Here is a 19,888-nt window from a genome sequence, read left to right as displayed (position 1 = left end):
GGCAGGATGTACGCCGGAGGTGGTGGCGCAGATGGCGGGGCGGATCCGGGACGAGGACATCGCGCTGGTCCGCGAGCGCACCTCCATCGCGGAGGTCATCTCCGACACGGTCACCCTGAAGTCGGCCGGCGGCGGCAACCTCAAGGGGCTCTGCCCGTTCCACGACGAGAAGAGCCCGTCGTTCAACGTCTCGCCCGCCCGCAACGTGTGGTACTGCTTCGGCTGCGGGGCCGGCGGCGACGCGATCAAGTTCCTGATGGACGCCGAGCACCTGAGCTTCGTGGAGTCCGTCGAGCGGCTCGCCGCCCGCGCCGGCATCCAGCTGCGGTACGTGGAGAACGACACCGCCGCGCCGCGTACCCGGCCGCAGCAGGGGCAGCGGCAGCGGCTGGTGGCCGCGCACGCCGCCGCCGTCGAGTTCTACCGGGCCCAGCTCGGCACCGCCGGTGCCCGCCCGGCCCGGGAGTTCCTCGCCCAGCGCGGCTTCGACCGGGCCGCCGCCGAGCGCTACGGCTGCGGGTTCGCGCCCGACGCCTGGGACCTGCTCACCAAGCACCTGCGCCAGCAGGGCTTCACCCACGACGAGCTGGTCACCGGCGGGCTGTCCCGGCCGTCCCGCTCCGGCACCCTGATCGACCGGTTCCGCCGCCGGCTGATGTGGCCGATCCGCGACCTCACCGGTGACGTGATCGGGTTCGGCGCGCGCAAGCTCTTCGCCGACGACGACGGCCCGAAATACCTGAACACCCCCGAGACGCCGATCTACAAGAAGTCGCACGTCCTCTACGGCATCGACCAGGCCAAGCGGGAGATCGCCAAGCAGGGCAAGGTGGTCGTCGTCGAGGGCTACACCGACGTGATGGCCTGCCACCTGGCCGGGGTGCCGACCGCGGTGGCGACCTGCGGCACGGCGTTCGGCTCCGACCACATCGCTGTCCTGCGTCGGCTGTTGTTTGACAGCGACGAGGTAGCAGGGGAGATCATCTTCACCTTCGACGGGGACGCGGCCGGGCAGAAGGCCGCGCTGCGTGCCTTCGAGGACGACCAGCGCTTCGTCGGGCGTACGTTCATCGCGGTCAGCCCGGACAACATGGATCCCTGCGACCTGCGCCTGGCCAAGGGCGATCTGGCCGTCCGCGACCTGGTCGCCCGCCGCGAACCGCTTGTCGATTTCGCACTTCGTCACGTTGTCAGTCGATTCAATCTCGACACTGTCGACGGCCGCGTTGAAGCCATGCATCGTGCTGCCCCGCTCGTAGCCAGTATCAAGGACCGTGAGAAGCGCGAGGGGTACGGCCGTAGGCTCGCCGAGGACCTTCTCGGTATGGAAATTGATGTGGTGCAACGGGCAGTGCGCGCCGCTGGGACCGCAGCGCCCAGCAAGGGCGCAGCCCCGGTCGTGCGGACCGGTCAGAGCGTGCCGACGGTCGACAGCCCGCAATCTAGGGTCGAGCGCGAAGCACTGAAGCTTGCTCTCCAGGAGCCTGCCCTTGCTGGGCCGATGTTTGATGCGGTAGAAGCCGCTGAGTACCGCCACCCGCTCCACGCATCGGTGCGCACCGCCATTGCCGCAGCCGGTGGGGCCTCCGGCGGCACGAGTGGTGCTGTCTGGATCGAGAAGGTTCGCGATGCCTGTGAGGACCTCGCAGCTCAAGCCCTGGTAAGCGAGCTTTCGGTCGAGCCCCTTCGCCTGGACGGCGAACCGGACCCCAGGTACGTCGCGATCCAGTTGGCACGTCTCCAACGTGGTTCAGTAACTGCCCGTATCCGCGAAGTCAAGTCGAAGCTACAACGGCTGAACCCGGTCAGCAACAAGGACGAGTACTTCGCGCTCTTCGGGGAACTGCTCTCGCTGGAGCAGCATGCGCGGGCACTTGGCGATCAGGCTGCGGGAGGGCTGTGATGGGACTGTTCCACCGCCGGCCGAAGCTGCCGCCCGCCGCCCGGCCGCCGCTCGGCGCCGACGAGCGGGTGCTGGCCTGGGCCGCCGCCGGCAACGGTGAGGGCGACGGCGTGGTGGTCGCCAGCAACCTCGGGCTCTGGCTGCCCGGCCGGGCGGACCGGCTCGGCTGGCACGACATCCTCAAGGCGGTCTGGTCCGGGCGCGAACTCAGCGTCACCCCGGCCGAGTCCGTCGCGGAGCGCGACGGCTACCGGGTGGTCGCCGACTGCCCGGCCGAGACCTACCTGCTGCTCGACCCGGGCGAGCTGCCGCACCAGGTGCGCGCCCGGGTGACCCGCTCGGTGGCGTACACCCGACACCACCCGGTGCCCGGCGGCGCGGGCCGGATCGCGGCCCGCCGGGTGCCCGGCGCCGACGGGCTGACCTGGACGGTCCGCTACGACCCGGGCACGCCCGCCGACGACGAGGCGGTGGCCGCCGAGACCGACCGGCTGGTCGCCGCCGCCCGCACCGCCACCACGCCCGCCGACGTCTGAGCCTCAGTACCGCTTGTAGTACCGGGCCGCGCCCGGGTGCAGCGGGATCGGTCCGGTGAACGCTCCGCTCTCCCGGGTGAAGTTCGCCCCCTCCGGGTGCACCTTGACCAGGTCGCCCTGATAGGTGAAGAGCAACCGGGTCAGGTCGTACGCGAGTTGTTCGGGCATGTCCGCGTTCACCAGGATCACGTTCGCCACCGTCACCGTGGGGGTGCCGACCGCCGTGCCGTAGACCTCCTTGGGCAGCGGCGCGGTGGTGTAGACCGAGCCGTAGCGGGCGGTGAGCGGGTCGATCAGGTCGGCGACGGGCAGCAGCTGGAACTTCCCGGGCGCGCTGGAGAGCAGGTCCTTGACGCCGGGGGTGGGCAGGCCACCGGAGAAGAACATCGCGTCCAGCGTCCCTGCCCGCATCCGCTTGACCGTCTCCGGCAGGGAGAGCGTGAACCGCCGGACGTCCCGGTCCGGGTCCATCCCGGACGCGGTCAGCAGCCGCCCCGCGATGATGTCCGTGCCGGACTTCGGGGAACCGGTGGAGACCCGCTTGCCGCGCAGCTCGGCGAAGTTCCTGATCTTCGCGTCGTTCCGCACGATCACGTGGGTGTAGTTGGTGTAGACCCGGGCCAGCGCCCGGACCGGCTGCGGCTGGCCGGCGAACGCGCCGCGCCCGGCGATCGCGTCCGCCGCCGTGTCGGCCAGGCTGAAGCCGATCTCCATGTCGCCGCTGACCAGCCGGTTGATGTTCTCCACCGAGGCACCGGTCGGCTCGGCCCGCGCCTCGTACCCGGGCAGGTGCCGGCTGATCACGTCCGCGTAGCCGCCGCCGAGCTGGTAGTAGACGCCGGTGGTGTTGCCGGTGGCCAGGAAGATGCGGCCCTCGTGCCAGGCCCGCGGCCCCCGGTCCGGTGCACCGCAGCCGGTCGCCGCGAGGACGGCCACCAGCAGGGCGGCCAGCAGTCGCGACGGGCGACGCGTCACGCCCGGACCGCCGGTTCCAGCGCCTCCGCCACCCGCTGGACGAGCATCGCCGTCTCGTAGCCGATCTGCCCGAGGTCGCAGCCCGGCGCGGCGAGCACCCCGACCAGCGCCCGCTCGCCGACCGCCATCACCAGCAGCACCCCGCCGTCCATGTCGACGATCTGCTGGCGTACCCGGCCGGCCGACATCAGCCGGGCGGCACCCACGGTGAGGCTGGCCAGACCGCTGATCACGGCGGCGAGCTGGTCGACCTGGTCGGTCGACAGATCGGGCGACGCGGCCAGCCGCAGCCCGTCGCCGGAGACGGCCAGGGCGTGCGACACGTCCGGCACCTGCTCGGCGAAGTTCGCCAGGAGCCAGTCGAGGCCGGTGCTGACGGAGGGGGTCATTCGGATCTCCCGGGTGGTGTGGTGGGCGGGGTACGCCGCATCGCGGTGGCGACACCCTCGGCGAGCGCGGACAGCCGGGCCCGCACCACCTCGGGGTCGAGCAGGTCGTCCGTGGGCCGCGACGGCGGCATCTCGTGCAGCGGGGCGGGCAGTTGACCGCCCCGGGTCCGGCGGGGCAGGCCGGCCTGGGTGACCGGAGCCGGCCCGGCCGGCGGGCGCGTTCCGGCGGTCGGGACGGGGTGACCGGCCGGGGCCGGCCCGGCCGGCGGGGAACCGGCCACCCGGGCGGTGCCCCGGACCGTGCCGGTGCGCGCGGCCGGTACGCCGGGCGGCAGGGTGACGGTGGCCGTCCGGTGCAGGCTGCCCGGGTCGGGTGCGGTGGCCACCAGGTCGCGGGACGGCCCCGGACCGGTGGACGGGCCCGTGGTGGCCTCGGCGCGGGGGCGGAACCAGGGGGCCGCCGCGGCGGCGACGGGACGCCGTCCGACCGGGGCGGGACTGCGGGACACCGAGTCGACCCGGGTCAGCACCGCCTCGGGCACCTCCACCTGGGCGACCGTGCCGCTGCCGGTGTCGTGCAGCTGCACCCGCACCCCGAGCCGGGCCGCCAGGTGGGCCACCACGTGCAGCCCCATGCTGCCGGCGGCGGCGCTGGAGAGCACGGCCGGCGCGGCCAGCCGCTCGTTGATCACGGCGAGCCGGCTGGCGCTGATGCCGATGCCCTGGTCGTGCACGCGCAGCGTGAGCCCGTCGACGGTACGGCGACCGTCCACCAGCACCGGCGTGTGCGGCGGCGAGTAGAGGGTGGCGTTCTCCAGCAACTCGGCCAGCAGGTGCACCAGGTTGCCCACCGCCGTGCCGTGCACCGCCGCCAGCGGCACCGCCACCTCCACCCGGAGGTACTCCTCGATCTCGGCGGCGGCGGCCCGGACCACGTCGGCGAGCAGGTGCGCGCCCTCGTGTCCGCGTCCCGGCTCGCCGCCGGCCAGGACCAGCAGGTTCTCGCCGTTGCGCCGCATCCGGGCGGCCAGGTGGTCCAGCGCGAACAGCCGGGCCAGCGCCTCCGGGTCGGTCTCCTCCCGTTCGAACTCGTCGAGCAGCCGCAGCTGGCGGGTGATCAGCGTACGGATCCGCCGGGCCAGCGCCTCCGCCATCCGGGTCACGTCCAGCCGCAGCTCGGCCTGTTCACCGGCCAGCCGCAGCGCGGCCCGGTTCACCGTGTCGAACGCCTCGGCGACCTGTCCCACCTCGTCCCGGCCCCGGCGGATCCCGGCGGTGATCCGGGTCGCCGAGCCCTCGCCGGGGCCGCTCTCCCCGGCCGCGATCGCGGTGATCCGTTCCGGCAGTTCCCGGTGCGCCATGGTGAGCGCGGCGACCCGCAGCCGGTGCAGCCGCCGGCTGGTCCGTACCGCCAGCAGGATCGCGGTGAGCAGCGAGGCGAGCGCGACCGTGGTGGTCGCGCCGGCGGTGAGCAGGGCCCGCTGCCGGGCGGTACGCGCCAGCTCGACGGCGTCCCGGTCGAGGTCCTCGGAGAGTTCCCGGCCGAGCAGGTTGTAGCGGCGGATGGCCCCGCTCTGCGCGACGTACCAGGCGTCCGGGTCGGTCCGCAGCCCGGCCGGCGCGCTCTCGGCGGCGAGCGCGGCGTCACGCAGCCGCTCGGCGGCGGTCACGTCGGGCCCGGTCACCAGGCGGGACCAGGCTGCGGCGGCCGGTCCGGTGGCGATCCGGGAGAACTCGGCCCGCCGCTGTTCCCGGGCGCCCCGCAGCTCACCGAGCCGGGTCAGGTCCCCGGCGGCGAGGGTGCCCCGCACGAAGATGGTGCGGAGCCGGTCCCGTTCCAGCGCGGCCAGGTGTTCCTGCGCCGCCACCGCGGCCACCTCGCGGGCCCCGTTGGCCAGGTCGGCGTCGCGCAGCTGGGCCGGCAGCGCGTCGGCCACCGCCAGCAGCGACTCCACCATGGACCCGTACGCGGGGTCGGCGGTCTCCGCGACCAGCGCCAGGTTCCTGGTGGGGTCGAGCCGGCCGAGCTGCCCGTCCGCGTCCTCCAGCACCCGGGACAGGTCCGGTGCCGCCCCACGGGCCGCTCGGCTGGCCGAGCGGTACCGGTCGACGGCGGTGTCCACCCGCAGGCGCTGCGCGTCCACCAGCGGCCGGCCGGACGTGCCGCCCCGTTGACGCAGGGCCGCCGTCTCGCCGAGTTCCCGTTCCAGCTCGTGCACGAGGCGGACGGTGGCGGTGGCGGTACCGGCCAGCACCCGGGCCCGGTCGGCGTCGGCGGACGCGTCGAGGGCGGTCCCGGTCTGGGGGACGCCCAGCACGATCAGCCCGACGGTCGCCACCAGGATCGGGGCGAGCAGCTGGGTCCGGACCGACCGGAGCTGGTCGGTGGCGTTCGTCGGCCGGTGGTGCCGGCGTACGCGGGCGGGTGCGGGGAGCGGCACGGGGTCTCCCGGTGGGGGTCGGAGGTGCCGGGCCCGGGGTCTGTCCGGGCCCGGCACCGCTGGGTCAGCTCGCGCCGAGGTCCTGCAACGCCTTCGCCGCGCCCCGGTGCAGCGGCACCGGGTCGGTCTTGCGGGCGTTCTCCAGGGCGATGCCCTTCGCGGCCGGGTTCGCCTGGGCCAGCGCGTCCTTCTTGTCGAAGACGGTCCGGGTGATCGCGCAGGCCACGTTGGCGTCGAGGTCCTTGCGGACCAACAGCACGTTCGGCACCACGATGGTCGGGGTGTCCGCCGCCGTCCGGTAGACGTCCGACTTGATGGTCCCGGCCTGGTAGGCGGGGTTCAGCTCGGTCATCTTCGGCAGCAGCGGGCTGATGTCGAGGAACTTCACCTTGTCGCCGGCGGTGGTGAACAGGTCGGTCACCCCGCCGGTCGGGACGCCGCCGGACCAGAAGAAGCCGTCGATGCTGCCGTCCTTCATCCCGTCCACGGTCTTCGCCAGGTCCAGCCGTTGGGCCTGGACGTCCTTCGCCGGGTCCAGGCCGGCGGCGGTGAGCAGCCGGTTGGCGATGACCTCGGTACCGGACTTGGGCGAGCCGGTGGAGATCTTCTTGCCCTTCATGTCGGCGACCGAGCTGATGCCGGCGTCGGAGCGGACCACGACCTGGGTGTAGTTGTCGTAGATCCGGGCGAGGGCCTCCACCGGCTGTGGCGCGGTGAAGCTGCCCTTGCCCTGGACCGCGTTGACCGCGGTGTCGAAGAGCGAGAAGGCGACGTCGTACTGGCCGCCGACGAGCTGTTCGATGTTCTGCACGGAGGCGCCGGTCTCGGCGGCGGTGCCGGTGAGCTTGCCGCCGGTGGCACCGGAGAGCTGACCGGCCAGGGCGTTGCCGACGACGTAGTAGACGCCGGTGGCGTTGCCGGTGGCGATGCCGACCCGGGTGTCCTTGGTGACCTTGCAGGTGATCTCGCTCGCGGCGTCGTCCTTGGCCGCGCCGTCCTGACGGCCCCCGCATCCGGCGGCGCCGGCCGCGACGAGGGCCAGCACACCCGCGCCCGCGGCGATCCGCACGTTGATCCGTCTCACTGTGTCTCCTCCCCATGGTGCACCGGTTGTCCTGCCGACGGTCCGCCGGCCCGGCCGGCGGATCCGCGTCGTACGAGCACGCCCGCGACCATCACGGCGGCGGCGAGCGCGCCGACGGCGACGGGCACGGGTTCGAGCCAGAGCAGCGTCACCCCGGCGAACGCGCCGAGCAGCCGTTCCGGCACGCCGGCCGGGCCTACGCCGGGCAGCCAGCCGCCGGCGGCCACGGCCAGCACGGCGACGCCGAGCGCCCCGACCACCCCGGCGACCGCGATCCGCACCGGGCCGCCGATGCCGAGCAACCCCAGGCCGGCCGGGGTGATGACGAAGGCGATCGGGATGAGGTACGCGGGCAGCGCGTACCGCAGGGTCTGCCACATGGTCGGCACCAGCCGGCCGCCGGTCACCGCGGCGGCGGCCACCGCGGCGAGTGCGGTCGGTGGGGAGACCTCGGACAGCACCGCGAAGTAGAAGACGAACATGGCCGCGGCGGGTGCGGCGACGCCGAGGTCGAGCAGCGCCGGCCCGATGATCACCCAACCGATCACGAAGGACGCGGTGACCGGTACGGCGAGCCCGAGCAGGCTCAGCGCGACGGCGGCGAGGAGCGCGGTGAGCGCGAGCACCACCGCCGGTTCGGCGCTCACCGTCCGGGCCCCACCGACCAGCAGCGCGGCGGCCTGCGGGCCGAGCCCGGTCTTGGTGGTCGTCGCGGTGATGATGCCCGCCGCCGCGCAGACCGCGCTCACCGCGAGCACCCCGCGTACGCCGTTGCCGAGCGCGGCGACCAGCCGGCGGGGGGTGAGTCGGTGCCGACGGTCCAGGAACGACAGTGCCGCGGCGAGGACGGTGGCGATCACCACCGCCTTCGTCGCGGACGCGCCGACCGCGAGCACCACGACGATCACGATCAGCGAGAGGAAGTGGTAGCCGAAACGGCCGAGCAGCCGCCACGCCGAACCGGTGTCGATCACCACCGGCCGTACCCCGGAGCGCCGGGCGTCGATCTCCACCGAGAGCAGGATGCCCAGGTAGTACAGGATCGTCGGGACGGTCGCCCAGCCGAGCACCTGGAGGTAGGAGACGCCGAGGTACTCGGCGATGATGAAGGCCGCCGCGCCCAGTGTGGGCGGGGAGAGGATCGCGCCCACGCCGGCGGCGGCCAGCATGCCGCCGGCCCGTTCCGCCGGGTAGCCGGCGCGGCGCAGAATGGGCCAGGTGACCGCCCCGATGCTCACCGTCGTCGCGGCACCCGAGCCGGAGACGGTGCCGAGCAGGAAGCCGGAGGCGACGGCGGTGCGGCCCGCGGCGGTCCGGGAGCGCCGGAAGGCGGCGGCGGAGAGCTCCACGAAGAACCGGCCCGCGCCCGAGAGGTCGAGCACCGCACCATAGATCGTGAAGAGCACGATGTACGACGCGGCGACGTCGAGCGGGGTGCCGTAGAAACCACTGTCGGAGTTGTAGAAGGCGTCGACGAGTTGGTCGAAGTCGAGCCCGGCGTGGGCCACCGGCCAGGACTGCGGCAGCAGCCCGCCGTAGTAGCCGTAGGCCAGGAAGAGCAGGCAGACGGCGGGCAGGATCCAACCGGTGGTGCGCCGGCACGCCTCCAGCAGCAGGAGCAGCAGCACCGTGCCCATGGCCACGTCCAGCGGGACCAGCAGGCCCTGCCGGTCGAGGAAGGCGTCGTACCCGCCGCCGCCGGAGCCGAGGGCGACCGGCAGCACCGGGTAGAGGCAGCTGACCAGGGCGGCGGCGGCCAGCACCCAGTCGACCACCGTCGGCCCGCCGGCTGGCCGGTCGGCCGTACCGTCCGCCGGCGCGCGGTCCCCGGCGCGGCCCTCCGTGTGGTCCTCCGTGCGGGCCCGGCGGGGGATCGGCAGATCCGCCGGGTACGCCAGGAACACCACCGGCAGCACCCCGGCCAGGAAAATGATCAGGTAGTACTTGCTGCCCTGGGCGAGCGGGAAGAAGACCTGCCTGAGGGCGAGGAGCGCGATCCCCACGGTCGCCGCAGTGACGACGATCCCGACCGGCCCGGAGAGCGTGCGCCCCGGTTTCTCGTCCTCGAAACGGGCGGCGAGTTCGCGAGGGTCGTGGTGCGGGTGGCTGGGCCCGTCGTCGGCCCAGGACGGGTCGGCGACCGCCTCGTCCTCGGGTGGCAGCGGCACCGAGGGGCCGTTCCGAACGGATGACACGAGGGGGCACGATACGCGAATCAGGTACGCCATGGAACATTGCCGGCAATGATTCCGCTAAGTCACGGAAATGTGTCCTCAACTACTCAGCGCACGGCAATACTGAAACAATTTTCACTATATTTGCGGGTGTTGCCGAGCGGCTGTGGCCGTTTCGGCGGCGTCCGAAAACGATCTGTCCACTATGGGGGCGCTTGCCCCACGGCAATCAGTCGTGACGGGACGGCCCGGCGGCCGGACCGCAGATCACGATGCGTAACCGTGATAGCTCTGCGTAGTGGAGATGCCGCCGCAGGTCCCGGGTTTATCGGTCGATGGTGTCGGTGCCCCCGGTTAGGGTCGGTCGGTGACCACAGCGCAACCACTCATCCGGGCGCGGGGGCTGGTGAAGCGGTTCGGCGACTTCACCGCCGTCGACGGCATCGACGTCGAGGTGCGGCCCGGCGAGGCGTTCGGCTTTCTCGGCCCGAACGGCGCAGGCAAGTCCTCCACCATGCGGATGATCGGGTGCATCTCGCCGCCCACCGGTGGTGAGCTGCGCATCCTCGGCATGGACCCGGTGCGCGAGGGCACCGCCATCCGGGCCCGGCTGGGCGTCTGCCCCCAGCTGGACAACCTCGACCCCGAGCTGACCGTCCGGGAGAACCTCACCACCTACGCGCGCTACTTCGGCATTCCGCGCCGGGTGGCGCGGGAGCGCGCCGCCGAGCTGCTCGACTTCGTCCAGCTCGCCGAGCGGGCCGACAGCAAGGTCGAGCCGCTCTCCGGCGGCATGAAGCGCCGTCTGACGATCGCGAGATCGCTGGTCAACAATCCCGAGATCGTGCTGCTCGACGAGCCGACCACCGGGCTCGACCCGCAGGCCCGCCATCTGGTCTGGGAGCGGTTGTTCCGACTCAAGCAGCAGGGCGTCACGCTGGTGCTCACCACGCACTACATGGACGAGGCCGAGCAGCTCTGCGACCGTCTCGTGGTGATGGACGGCGGCCGGATCGTCGCCGAGGGCTCGCCCCGGGCGCTGATCGAGGAGCACTCCACCCGCGAGGTGGTGGAGCTGCGCTTCGCCGCCGAGTCGCAGGAGCCCTTCGCCGGCAAGCTCGACGGCCTGGGCGAGCGGGTCGAGGTGCTGCCCGACCGCGTCCTGCTCTACGTCTCCGACGGCGACGCCGCCGTCGACCAGGTCACCGCGCGCGGTCTGGTCCCGGCCGGAGTGCTGGTCCGACGCAGCAGCCTGGAAGACGTCTTCCTGCACCTCACCGGCCGCACCCTGGTCGACTGACAGTGAGGATGTAGGTGGGGTCACCCGGTCTGGTCTGACTCACCGACTGACCGACGATGCTGTCCTGCTGTGGATTCGTCGACCGGTTCCGGGTGACCCCGTCCTGCACGTCACTGGCAGGGGCGTCGTGACCTGATAGGAGCCTGTGCAAGAGGCCCCGTCACTGTCCTGTCCGCCCGTCCCGGCGAGTGCGTGCCGACCCTGTCGGTGCAAGCGAAAGGGACGACGGTTCCAGGATGACAGCCAAGAAGCGCCAGGTCACGGGTGGGGTTGATACCCACGGCAAGACTCATCACGCCGCTGCGGTCGACCAGGCGGGTCGGGTGCTCGGTGATCAGCAGTTCCCGGCCACCGCAGCCGGATATCAGCAGTTGCTGCGCTGGCTGCGCACCTTCGGCCGGGTGGTCAAGGTCGGGGTGGAGGGCACCGGCGCCTACGGCGCTGGCCTGGCACGTCACCTGAGCGCGTCGGGCATCACCGTCATCGAGATCGACCGCCCTGACCGCAAGACCCGTCGGAGTAAGGGCAAGTCCGACCCGATCGATGCCCTCGCCGCCGCCCGCGCGGCCCTGTCGGGGCAGGCCACTGGCGTCCCGAAGACCCGCACCGGGCCGGTCGAGGCGATCCGTGTCCTGCGGGTGGCCCGCTGCGGCGCGGTCAAGGCCCGCACCGCAGCCCTCAACCAGCTCCACGGCCTCATTACCTCCGCGCCGGACACACTGAGGGAGGATCTGGCCGGCCTCACCGGTCCCGCGCTCGTCCAACGATGCGTCGATCTCCGGGTCGATGAGTCCGCACTCACCGACCCGGTCCACGCCACGAACGCCGCTCTCGCCTCGATCGCCGCCCGGATCACCGCGCTCAACGCCGAGATCGCCCACGCCGATCGACGGATACGCCCCGCCGTTGCCCGGACCGCACCGGCCCTGAGCCGCCTGTTCGGCGCAGGACCGGAGGTCGCGGGGCAACTGCTGACCACCGCCGGCGACAACCCCGACCGGCTCCGCTCCGAAGCAGCCCTGGCCCACCTCTGCGGCGTCGCCCCGATACCCGCCAGCAGCGGACGCACCAACCGCCACCGCCTCAACCGCGGCGGTGACAGAGCCGCGAACAACGCCCTGCACACCATCGTGCTCAGCCGGATGCGCTACGACCTGCGCACCCGCACCTACGTCGACAAACGCACCAAACAAGGCCTCGGCAAGAAAGAGATCATGCGGTGCCTCAAGCGATACGTCGTCCGCGAGATCCACACCGCCCTCCTCGCCGACTTCGCCGCTCTCCACACCCCTTGACATCCATAGGAGCATCCACCGCACCGTCGCCCGCCGTCCGGCGCGGGTCCGATGTGCCGGTGCACCCCGGCACGCGTCCCGTTGCCGGCGCACCCCGGCACGCGTCCCGTTGCCGGCGCACCCCGGCACGCGTCCCGTTGCCGGCGCACCCCGGCACGCGTCCCGTTGCGGGCGCATGCCGGTCGGTATCGGCCACGGTCGCTGTGGCGCCGATCCCACCCTCCCTCTGCCCTCCCGTCGCTGCCGATGTCCGCCGGCCTGCCGCTGTCTGCCCGCCTGCCGCTGCCGTTCGCCGCTGTCCGCCCAGCTGCGGCTGCGGCCCGCCGCTGTCCGCCCGGCCGTGGCGGCCACCCGCCACTCCTGATGCCTCCGGATCGCCGCTGCAACGCCCCGACCGCTGACGGCACGGCACCGCCGACCTGCCGTTGGCTGATCGACTCCTGTTCCGCTGCTGACCGAGCGTGATGTCCCGGGCTGTTCGGAGCTATGCCACGTAGAGTAGCGACGGGCGATCGCCGGCTCACCGGCCTCTCCCGATCAGTTGGGCCTTGAAAATGCCGATGAGCTGGTCTTTTGCGCCGAGCCCCCGCCCGTCGGCCATACCACCCACTGTCCCCTTTGCTCTGCAGCCCTATACGCAGCAGTCCACGCTGGGTGTCTGCTGCGTGGAAGGCTGCAGAGCAAAGGGAATGGAACCGCTGCCGGGCGGGCGCGGAGATGGTGACGCTCCGTGATGCGGCATGGTTCACCGACCCCCGCGTGGTTCTCGGTCGTTCCGATGGCGCCACCGTGCCGCAGCGACGGGGGCCGGGCACCGGGCCGGCGCCAGCGGCGCCGGGCCGGCCGCGCGGTCAGTGGTGGTGCTCGTGGTCGCCGACGGGCTCGTCCCGGCCGATCGGCGCGCACCGGTCGGGCGGGATCTCCCGGACCACGGTCCGGTCCACCCAGTCCGTCGCCCCGGTGCGGTTGATCCGCACCTTGACCCGGGCCGCCCGCAGGTCGAGCACGACCGCCTGCTCGCCCGCCGGCAGCGTCCCGCCGTCGAACGGCACCGAGCAGGTCGGCGGCGGACCCACCAGGTGCACCCCGCCCCGCAGGAAGAAGTCGTCCAGCCAGCCCCGCGTCGGTGGCCCCTCCACGGTCCGGATCCGCAGCCAGGTGCCGCGTACCTCCTCCACCCGGGCGAGGGTGCCGTCCGGCACCCGTCCCGTCCCGGTCCCGTCGGCCGCCGGTCGGTCCCGCAGGGTCACCCGCTCGTCGGCGAGCAAGCCGTGGTCGTCCCGCCCGCTGACCAGGACCAGCCGGCCGTCCCCGGTGGCGACCGGTCCCGGCCGCGCGGAGGCCGCCCCGCCGCCGATGCCCGCCGTCGTGCCGGCGAGGGCCAGCAGCAGAGCCGCGCCGGCCAGCGTGCCCTTCTTCCGGGGCGTCACGGGCAGGTGGTGGGGTTGGCGGTGCCCTTCGTGACGGCGGCGGAGATGGTGCCGCACCAGGTGCCACCGTCACCGGCACGATGGAAGACCTTGTCGTACTGGGTGGAGCCGAGCGACCAGGAGTAGGTGTCGTAGACCGTCTCCACGCCGCCGGCGATCTTCAGGAACCGGACCGACTCGGCGCCCGTGTTGTTCAGGAAGCCGCTCGGGATGTCCATCACCCAGCGCCCACCGGCCGGGATGGTGGTGCCGGCCGGGATCTGCCGGGGCGAGCCGCCGCCACCGGCCACGTCGTCCACGTACAGGCCGCCGAGGTCGACGGGCGAGGTGGTCGGGTTGTAGAGCTCCACCCACTCCGAGCCGGTGCCGGACGGGGCCATCAGCACCTCGTTGACCTTCACCTTCGTCGGGTCCCCGCCGGTTCCGCCGGTGCCGCCGCCGGTCCGGGTGGTGTAGGTACGGCTGCCCGCGTCGTACGTGACGGTGAAACCGGTGCCGCCGCCGGTAGTGAACAGGTGCACGGTGCCGTCGTGGTTGAAGGTGCCGGAGTAGTCGATCGCCGCGCCGGTGGTGTCGGTGGTGTCGCACGGGTCGTTGGCGAGGTAGATGTCCGCGCCGACCGCCCGGAACGCGTCCAGGGTCCGGTTACCCGGGTGGCCGTAGGAGTTCGCTCCGCAGGAGATGAAGCCGACCTGGGGGGTGGTCGCCTTCAGATAGGTGTCGGACGACGAGTGCGCCGAACCGTGGTGGTTGGCCCGCAGCGCGTTGACCGCGCCCATCTTCGTGGCGAGCAGCGCCTCGATGTTGTTGTAGGTGTAGCCGTTGGCGCTGGTCGTCCACTCGCCGTCGCTGTCCCCGGCGGTGGCGTAGACGAACGGCCCGAAGGCCGTGCGGACGCCGATCGAGTAGTCGTTCTCGCTGGGTGGGCTGGCGTCGGCCGTGTGGTTGCCGCTGACCGTGGTCACCCCGTCGGCCTGCTTGATGTCCTTGCCGTTCGCCTCGACCACGGCCGAGGTGACCCCGGTGCCGAGGTCGAAAGTGGGCCAGGCGGTGCTGTTGGTGATCCGCTGGACCTTGCCGGCGATGTTCGCCCGGTCGGCCTGCGCCGCGGGGCCGTACAGCCAGCACATCCAGCGGACGGCGGTGGTCGAGGTGGTGCCCGCGTTGTGGTAGGCGACCTCGTTGCTCGGCGTGGTGGAGGTGCCCGGGTCGCAGTCACCGTCGCCGTTGGCGTCCGACCAGACCCCGCCGTCGTGGTCGTAGAGGGCGCCGACGGTGAAGCCGAGACCGCCACTCGCGGTCGGGGCGAGCAGCTGGTACAGGCCGTTGCCGTACTTCGTGGTGTCGTTGGGGTTGGCTGCGTATCCGATGTGGTCGAGGTGGTGGTGGGAGGCCAGCACGTAGTCCAGGTGCACCGGGCCCGCCGCGATTCCGCAGACGGCGCGGATCTGCGCGGCCACCTTCGTCGCGTTGGTGTTCGTGGTGGAGTTGAAGGCCGTCTCACCGAGGTCGACCAGCATGGTCCGGCCGGTCGGGCCGACGATGAGCTGCGAGTCGCCCTGCTCCACGTCGAACCAGTAGATGTTGAACTCGCCCTGCCGCCAGGTGCCGGCGGTCGAGCAGTGCGGCGCGTCCGCCACGGCGGCGGACGCTGCGGGCGGGGTGACGAGCGCGGCGGTGGCCGCGAGCAGGAGCCCCGCTGCCAGCAGCGGAACGGGACGGGGACGACGCACTGTTGGCCTCCGAGGTACCCGGTGTGCGACGCGATGGTTCGCGTCGGGACCGGACACTCGCAGTGACAGACATCGATAGCGCGATTGCCGGGTGTCGGATCGGTAACGACCGGACGGCGACTCCCTCGCCGCTCACACCCGGCGGTCCCGCCGGCACCCGGTGTCCCGGCTGCTGCGGCATGGACGGATCACCGGGCGCTGGCCCAGGTCACGAAGCGCTCGGTCAGCCCCTGCGGAGCGGTGCCGTCGTGCCGGGGGACGTACTCGTCGATCAGGCCCGGCCGGACCGAGATGCCGGTCATCCAGTCCATCTCGTGCCGGGCCCCGCCACGAAACCGTCCAGTGACATGGTGAAGTGCCAGAGCACCTTCCCGTCAGCGGTCTGCGGTTCGGTGTCGCTCATGCTCGCCCCCCTGCTGCTCTCCGCGCTCCGCAACCGGTCGGCTGCCCGGAGTCAGCCCGAGGCTAGTACGACCGTCCGACAGCAACGCCCCCGCCGACCGGTCGCCGTCGGCGCAGGCGGTGGAAACCGTGGCGACACGACCGGGGCGCCGGCCGTAGGGTGGCCGCCGGCCTTGTCGTACCCCTTGGGTAGGAAGGCCGGAGTGGGCGCGGAGCGGGGGAGGGCGAGATGAGCGTGGCGGAGCGGACCCGGCCGGCGCTGCCCCGGGTGCCGGCGCTGGCGGTGCTCGCGCACTACCTGACCGGCTACCGGCGCACCTGGCGGGCGAGCGTCTTCTCGTCGTTCCTGTTGCCGGTGCTCACCGTGCTCGGCTTCGGGCTCGGTGTCGGCGCCTACGTGGACCAGGGCGTCGGCGGTGTGCGCTACCTCGACTGGCTGGTGCCCGGCCTGCTCGCCTCGACGGCGCTGCAGGTGGCGATCGGCGAGGCGACCTGGCCGGTGCACAGCAACGTGCGCTGGATCAAGACCTACTTCGCGCAGGCCGCGGCCCCGCTCCGGGTCGGCGACATCGTGGGCGGTCACCTCGCCTTTGTGCTGTTCCGGGTGCTCACCAGCACGGTCGCGTTCCTGGTGGTGACGGCGTTGTTCGGGGCGCTGCGCTCGCCGTGGGCGATGGTCGCCCTGCCGGTGGTGCTGCTGCTCACCGTCGCGGTGACCCTGCCCACCTTCGCGTTCAGCGCCTGGGTGCCCAGCGACAGCTATCTGGCTCTGCTGTTCCGCTTCGCGGTCATCCCGATGACGCTCTTCGCCGGGGTGTTCTTCCCGGTCGAGTCGCTGCCGACAGGGCTGCGCTGGCTGGCCTGGGCGACCCCGCTCTGGCACGGGGTCGACCTGTGCCGGGCGGCGGCGCTCGGGGTGCCGCCGCAGTGGTCGGTCGTCGGGCACCTGCTCTATCTCACCGCCTGGGCCGCGGCCGGCTGGCTGCTGGCCCGGCACGTGTTCCGTCGCACGCTCGTCGTCTAGGGGAGGGGTGTCGTGGTCGGTCTCGTCCTGCCCCGGCTGGTCAGCTTCGAGGGGGCGCCCCGGCGGTCGGCCTCGGTGGCCGAGCGCAACTTCACGTCGCTGCGCAGCGCGTACTGGCTGGTGTTCATCTCCGGCTTCCTGGAGCCGGTGCTCTATCTCTTCTCCATCGGCGTCGGGGTGGGTGCGCTGGTCGGCGACCTCGCCCTTCCCGGCGGTCAGCTCGTCTCGTACGCCGCATTCGTGGCCCCGGCGATGCTGGCGTCGTCGGCGATGACCGGCGCGCTGGCGGAGACCACCTTCAACTTCTTCGGGAAGATGAAGTACATGAAGCTGTACGACGGGGTCATCGCCACCCCGGTGCAGCCGTTCGAGATCGCCCTCGGTGAGCTGGGCTGGGCGATGATCCGGGGCAGTCTCTACTCGGCGGCGTTCCTGGTGGTGATGGTCGCCATGGACCTGACCAGCGCGGGGCGGGCGCTGACCGCGTTCCCGGCGGCGGTGCTGGTCGGCTTCGCCTTCGGCGCGCTCGGCATGGCGGTCGCCACCTTCATGCGCAGCTGGCAGGACTTCGACCTGATGGGCTCGGCCCAGTTCACCCTCTTCCTCTTCTCCGGCACCTTCGTCCCGGCCCAGGCCTACCCGGCGCTGCTGCGCTGGATGGTCGAGGCGAGCCCGCTCTACCGCTCGGTGCACCTGATCCGCGGCGTCTCGGTCGGCGTGGCCGACTGGTCGTGGCTGATCGACGTGGCATACCTGCTGCTCATGACGGCGTTCGGTCTCGTGGTGGCCGGCCGACGGATGGGGCGGCTGCTCTACAAGTAGGTGGTTATCCGTCGGCTCGCCCGGGGCATGTCCAGGGGTGACGACGATGACGAGGGAGGGGCGATGGCCTCCGACGAGACTTCCGCCCGCACCGGGCCCGACCGGGACCCATCCGGCGCGGTCGAGACCCGGGACCGGGCGCACCTGCCGGCCGGTCGCGGGCGCAACCGCGGACCGGTCGGGCCGGACGAGGGGCCGGACAGCCCGACCGAGCTGCCGGGCAGCGGCTGGAAGGCGGCGCTGAAGCGCACGGTCAAGGAGTTCCAGGACGACAGCCTGACCGACTGGGCCGCCGCCCTCACCTACTACGGCGTGCTGTCGATCTTCCCGGGCATGCTGGTGCTGATCTCCGTGCTCGGCCTGCTCGGCACCAGTGCCACCGAAGGCGTCAAGGACACCGTCAACCAGGTGGTGCCCGACGACAGCATCAAGAAGATCATCCAGGCGGCGATCGACCAGGCGGGCGCCTCGGGCGGCCTCGCCAGCATCGCCGCGATCATCGGTGTGCTCGCCGCCTTCTGGTCGGCCTCCGGCTACATCGCCGCCTTCATGCGCGCCTCCAACTCGATCTACGACGTGCCGGAGGGACGGCCGATCTGGAAGACCCTGCCGATCCGGCTGGGCGTGACCGCACTGGTCGGTGTGCTGCTGCTGGCGGCCGCGGTGATCGTGGTCTTCACCGGCGGCCTGGCCGAGCAGGTCGGCAGCGTGATCGGGTTGGGCTCGACCGCGCTGACGGTGTGGAACATTGCCAAGTGGCCGGTGCTGCTGATCCTGGTCAGCCTGATGTTCGCCATCCTCTACTGGGCGTCGCCGAACGCCCGGCACGGCGGGTTCCGCTGGGTCAGCCCGGGCGGCATCCTCGCCGTGGTGATCTGGCTGGTGATCTCCGGTCTCTTCGCCCTCTACGTCAGCAACTTCGCCTCGTACAACAAGACCTACGGCGCGCTGGCCGGCGTGATCGTCTTCCTGGTCTGGCTCTGGCTGAGCAACATCGCCATCCTGCTCGGCGCGGAGTTCGACGCCGAACTGGAACGCGGCCGGGCGATCGAGGCCGGGCACCCGGTCGAGGAGGAGCCGTACGTCGAGCTGCGCGACGACCGCAAGCTCAAGAAGAAGCGCAACGCCCGTCGCTGACCGCGTACCGTCGCCCGTCCGCCCCGCCGCGTCCGCTGCGGGGCGGACGGCTGTCCGGCGTCGGGGTCCTGCGGTGCACCGGACCGGGCCGCACCGGGTCCACCGGCCGGCCCCGGGGTATGGTCAACCATGGATGCCGACCGGCTCGGAAACTGTCCCGACCCGGAGGCGGCGCGCGTCGGGGCCACCCGATGACCGTCACCGTCGCACCGACCGATCCGGCCGCGCTGCGCACCCGGTTCGACGCCGAACTGGCCGCCTTCCTCGACCGTCAGGGGCCCGGCCGGTCGGTCGACGTGCCGGGCGGGCCGGTCGAGGTGCCGGGGGCGGTGCTCGCCGTCCTGCACCGGTTCGTGCTGACCGGGGGGAAGCGGCTGCGGCCTCTCTTCTGCTACTGGGGTTGGCGTGGCTGCGGCGCCCCGGACGGCAGCCCGATCGTGGTGGCCGCGGCGGCGTTGGAGCTGTTCCACGCGTTCGCGCTGATCCACGACGACATCATCGACCGCAGCGATCACCGGCGCGGCGAGCCGTCGGTGCACCGGCTCTTCACCGACCTGCACGTCCGGTCGTCCTGGCGGGGCGACCCGGAGGCGTACGGGCGGAACACCGCGCTGCTCTGCGGGGACCTCTGCGCGATCTGGTCGGACCGGATGTTCCACGGCTGCGGGCTCCCCGCCGAGCAGGTGCGCCGGGGGTACGGGGTCTTCGCGCTGATGCGCGCCGAGGTGATCGCGGGGGAGTACCTGGACGTACGCGCCGCGAGCGCCGACGGCGACGGCGCGGCCGGTGACGGTGCGGTGGGGACCGCGCTGACGGTGATCCGGATGAAGTCCGCCCGCTACACGGTGACCCGACCGCTGCAGATCGGGGCCGCGCTGGCGGGTGCGGACCGGGTCGCCCTGCGCGCGCTGGCGGAGTTCGGTGATCCGCTCGGCGACGCCTTCCAACTCCGCGACGACCTGCTCGGCGTCTTCGGCGACCCCGCCGTGACCGGCAAGTCGAACCTGGACGACCTGCGCGAGGGGAAGCCCACGGTGCTGCTGGCGTTGACCCGGGCCGCCGCGGACCCGGCCCAGTCCGCCCGGCTGCGGGACCTCGTCGGCGACCCGGCGTTGGCCGGGGCGGACGCCGCCGAGCTGCGCCGGGTCATCGAGGCGACCGGCGCTTCGCCGGCGGGTCGAGCAGATGATCGGGGTACGCGCCGCGATGGCCTGGCCGCGCTGGACCGGCTGCCGGTGACGGA

General features: G+C 72.5%; 14 protein-coding genes and 1 pseudogene. 8 read left to right on the top strand and 7 right to left on the bottom strand.

All coding sequences use genetic code 11. The features are described 5' to 3' along the window. Positions 1–31 precede the first annotated feature (31 nt). Both dnaG and MRQ36_RS05840 read left to right on the top strand, forming a co-directional pair. Positions 32–1,903, top strand: a complete 1,872-nt coding sequence (dnaG, locus tag MRQ36_RS05845) for a DNA primase (protein WP_242800859.1) — start codon at positions 32–34, stop codon at positions 1,901–1,903. Continuing rightward, complete coding sequence (locus tag MRQ36_RS05840; protein WP_242793530.1) at positions 1,903–2,439, top strand: hypothetical protein; 537 nt, start codon at positions 1,903–1,905, stop codon at positions 2,437–2,439. Before dnaG ends, MRQ36_RS05840 begins: the two co-directional genes overlap by 1 nt. A 3-nt stretch (positions 2,440–2,442) precedes the next feature. Here the strand turns inward: MRQ36_RS05840 and MRQ36_RS05835 are convergent, their stop codons facing one another. The 5 genes from MRQ36_RS05835 to MRQ36_RS05815 form a co-directional block, all read right to left on the bottom strand. Then, entirely contained in the window at positions 2,443–3,414 is a 972-nt protein-coding gene (locus tag MRQ36_RS05835) for a TAXI family TRAP transporter solute-binding subunit (RefSeq protein WP_242793528.1), read from the bottom strand. After that, positions 3,411–3,803, bottom strand: a complete 393-nt coding sequence (locus MRQ36_RS05830) for a roadblock/LC7 domain-containing protein (RefSeq protein WP_242793526.1) — start codon at positions 3,801–3,803, stop codon at positions 3,411–3,413. Before MRQ36_RS05830 ends, MRQ36_RS05835 begins: the two co-directional genes overlap by 4 nt. Further along, entirely contained in the window at positions 3,800–6,244 is a 2,445-nt protein-coding gene (locus tag MRQ36_RS05825; protein WP_242793524.1) for a sensor histidine kinase, read from the bottom strand. The genes MRQ36_RS05830 and MRQ36_RS05825 overlap by 4 nt, the downstream gene beginning before the upstream one ends. Positions 6,245–6,308: 64 nt before the next feature. Continuing rightward, positions 6,309–7,328, bottom strand: coding sequence for a TAXI family TRAP transporter solute-binding subunit (locus MRQ36_RS05820; RefSeq protein WP_242793522.1), 1,020 nt, complete (start codon positions 7,326–7,328; stop codon positions 6,309–6,311). Then, on the bottom strand, positions 7,325–9,523 hold the full coding sequence (locus MRQ36_RS05815; protein ID WP_242793520.1) for a TRAP transporter fused permease subunit: 2,199 nt from the start codon (positions 9,521–9,523) through the stop codon (positions 7,325–7,327). The genes MRQ36_RS05820 and MRQ36_RS05815 overlap by 4 nt, the downstream gene beginning before the upstream one ends. 346 nt (positions 9,524–9,869) lie before the next feature. On the opposite strand from MRQ36_RS05815, the gene MRQ36_RS05810 reads away from it, so the two are divergent. Both MRQ36_RS05810 and MRQ36_RS05805 read left to right on the top strand, forming a co-directional pair. Next, positions 9,870–10,802, top strand: a complete 933-nt coding sequence (locus MRQ36_RS05810) for an ABC transporter ATP-binding protein (protein ID WP_242793518.1) — start codon at positions 9,870–9,872, stop codon at positions 10,800–10,802. A gap of 236 nt (positions 10,803–11,038) precedes the next feature. Beyond that, complete coding sequence (locus MRQ36_RS05805; RefSeq protein WP_242793516.1) at positions 11,039–12,097, top strand: IS110 family transposase; 1,059 nt, start codon at positions 11,039–11,041, stop codon at positions 12,095–12,097. A gap of 851 nt (positions 12,098–12,948) precedes the next feature. Here MRQ36_RS05805 and MRQ36_RS05800 read toward each other — a convergent pair. Together MRQ36_RS05800 and MRQ36_RS33840 are read right to left on the bottom strand one after the other, a co-directional pair. Next, positions 12,949–13,527 (bottom strand): SH3 domain-containing protein, encoded by a 579-nt coding sequence (locus MRQ36_RS05800; RefSeq protein WP_242793514.1) that lies wholly within the window; start codon positions 13,525–13,527, stop codon positions 12,949–12,951. Further along, positions 13,524–15,260: a lamin tail domain-containing protein gene (locus MRQ36_RS33840; protein ID WP_242793512.1), complete on the bottom strand. Its 1,737-nt coding sequence runs from the start codon at positions 15,258–15,260 to the stop codon at positions 13,524–13,526. The genes MRQ36_RS05800 and MRQ36_RS33840 overlap by 4 nt, the downstream gene beginning before the upstream one ends. Before the next feature lie 631 nt (positions 15,261–15,891). Between MRQ36_RS33840 and MRQ36_RS05790 the strand changes: the two genes are divergently transcribed. The 4 genes and pseudogenes from MRQ36_RS05790 to MRQ36_RS05775 all read left to right on the top strand — a co-directional run. Next, positions 15,892–16,686, top strand: coding sequence for an ABC transporter permease (locus tag MRQ36_RS05790; protein ID WP_242793510.1), 795 nt, complete (start codon positions 15,892–15,894; stop codon positions 16,684–16,686). A 12-nt stretch (positions 16,687–16,698) separates the two neighbouring features. Further along, positions 16,699–17,508 (top strand): ABC transporter permease, encoded by an 810-nt coding sequence (locus MRQ36_RS05785; protein ID WP_242793508.1) that lies wholly within the window; start codon positions 16,699–16,701, stop codon positions 17,506–17,508. A 63-nt stretch (positions 17,509–17,571) separates the two neighbouring features. Then, positions 17,572–18,645 carry a YihY/virulence factor BrkB family protein gene (locus tag MRQ36_RS05780; protein ID WP_242793507.1) on the top strand — a complete coding sequence of 358 codons (1,074 nt, stop codon included), beginning with the start codon at positions 17,572–17,574 and terminating at the stop codon, positions 18,643–18,645. A 119-nt stretch (positions 18,646–18,764) separates the two neighbouring features. Next, a pseudogene (locus MRQ36_RS05775) lies at positions 18,765–19,745 on the top strand (polyprenyl synthetase family protein); the annotation flags it as partial. Between the last annotated feature and the right edge of the window lie 143 nt (positions 19,746–19,888).

It is taken from the genome of Micromonospora sp. R77 (assembly GCF_022747945.1).
GTDB lineage: Bacteria > Actinomycetota > Actinomycetes > Mycobacteriales > Micromonosporaceae > Micromonospora.
Note: the sequence above shows the minus strand (reverse complement) of the source record. Positions and strands in the feature narration are given on the sequence as shown.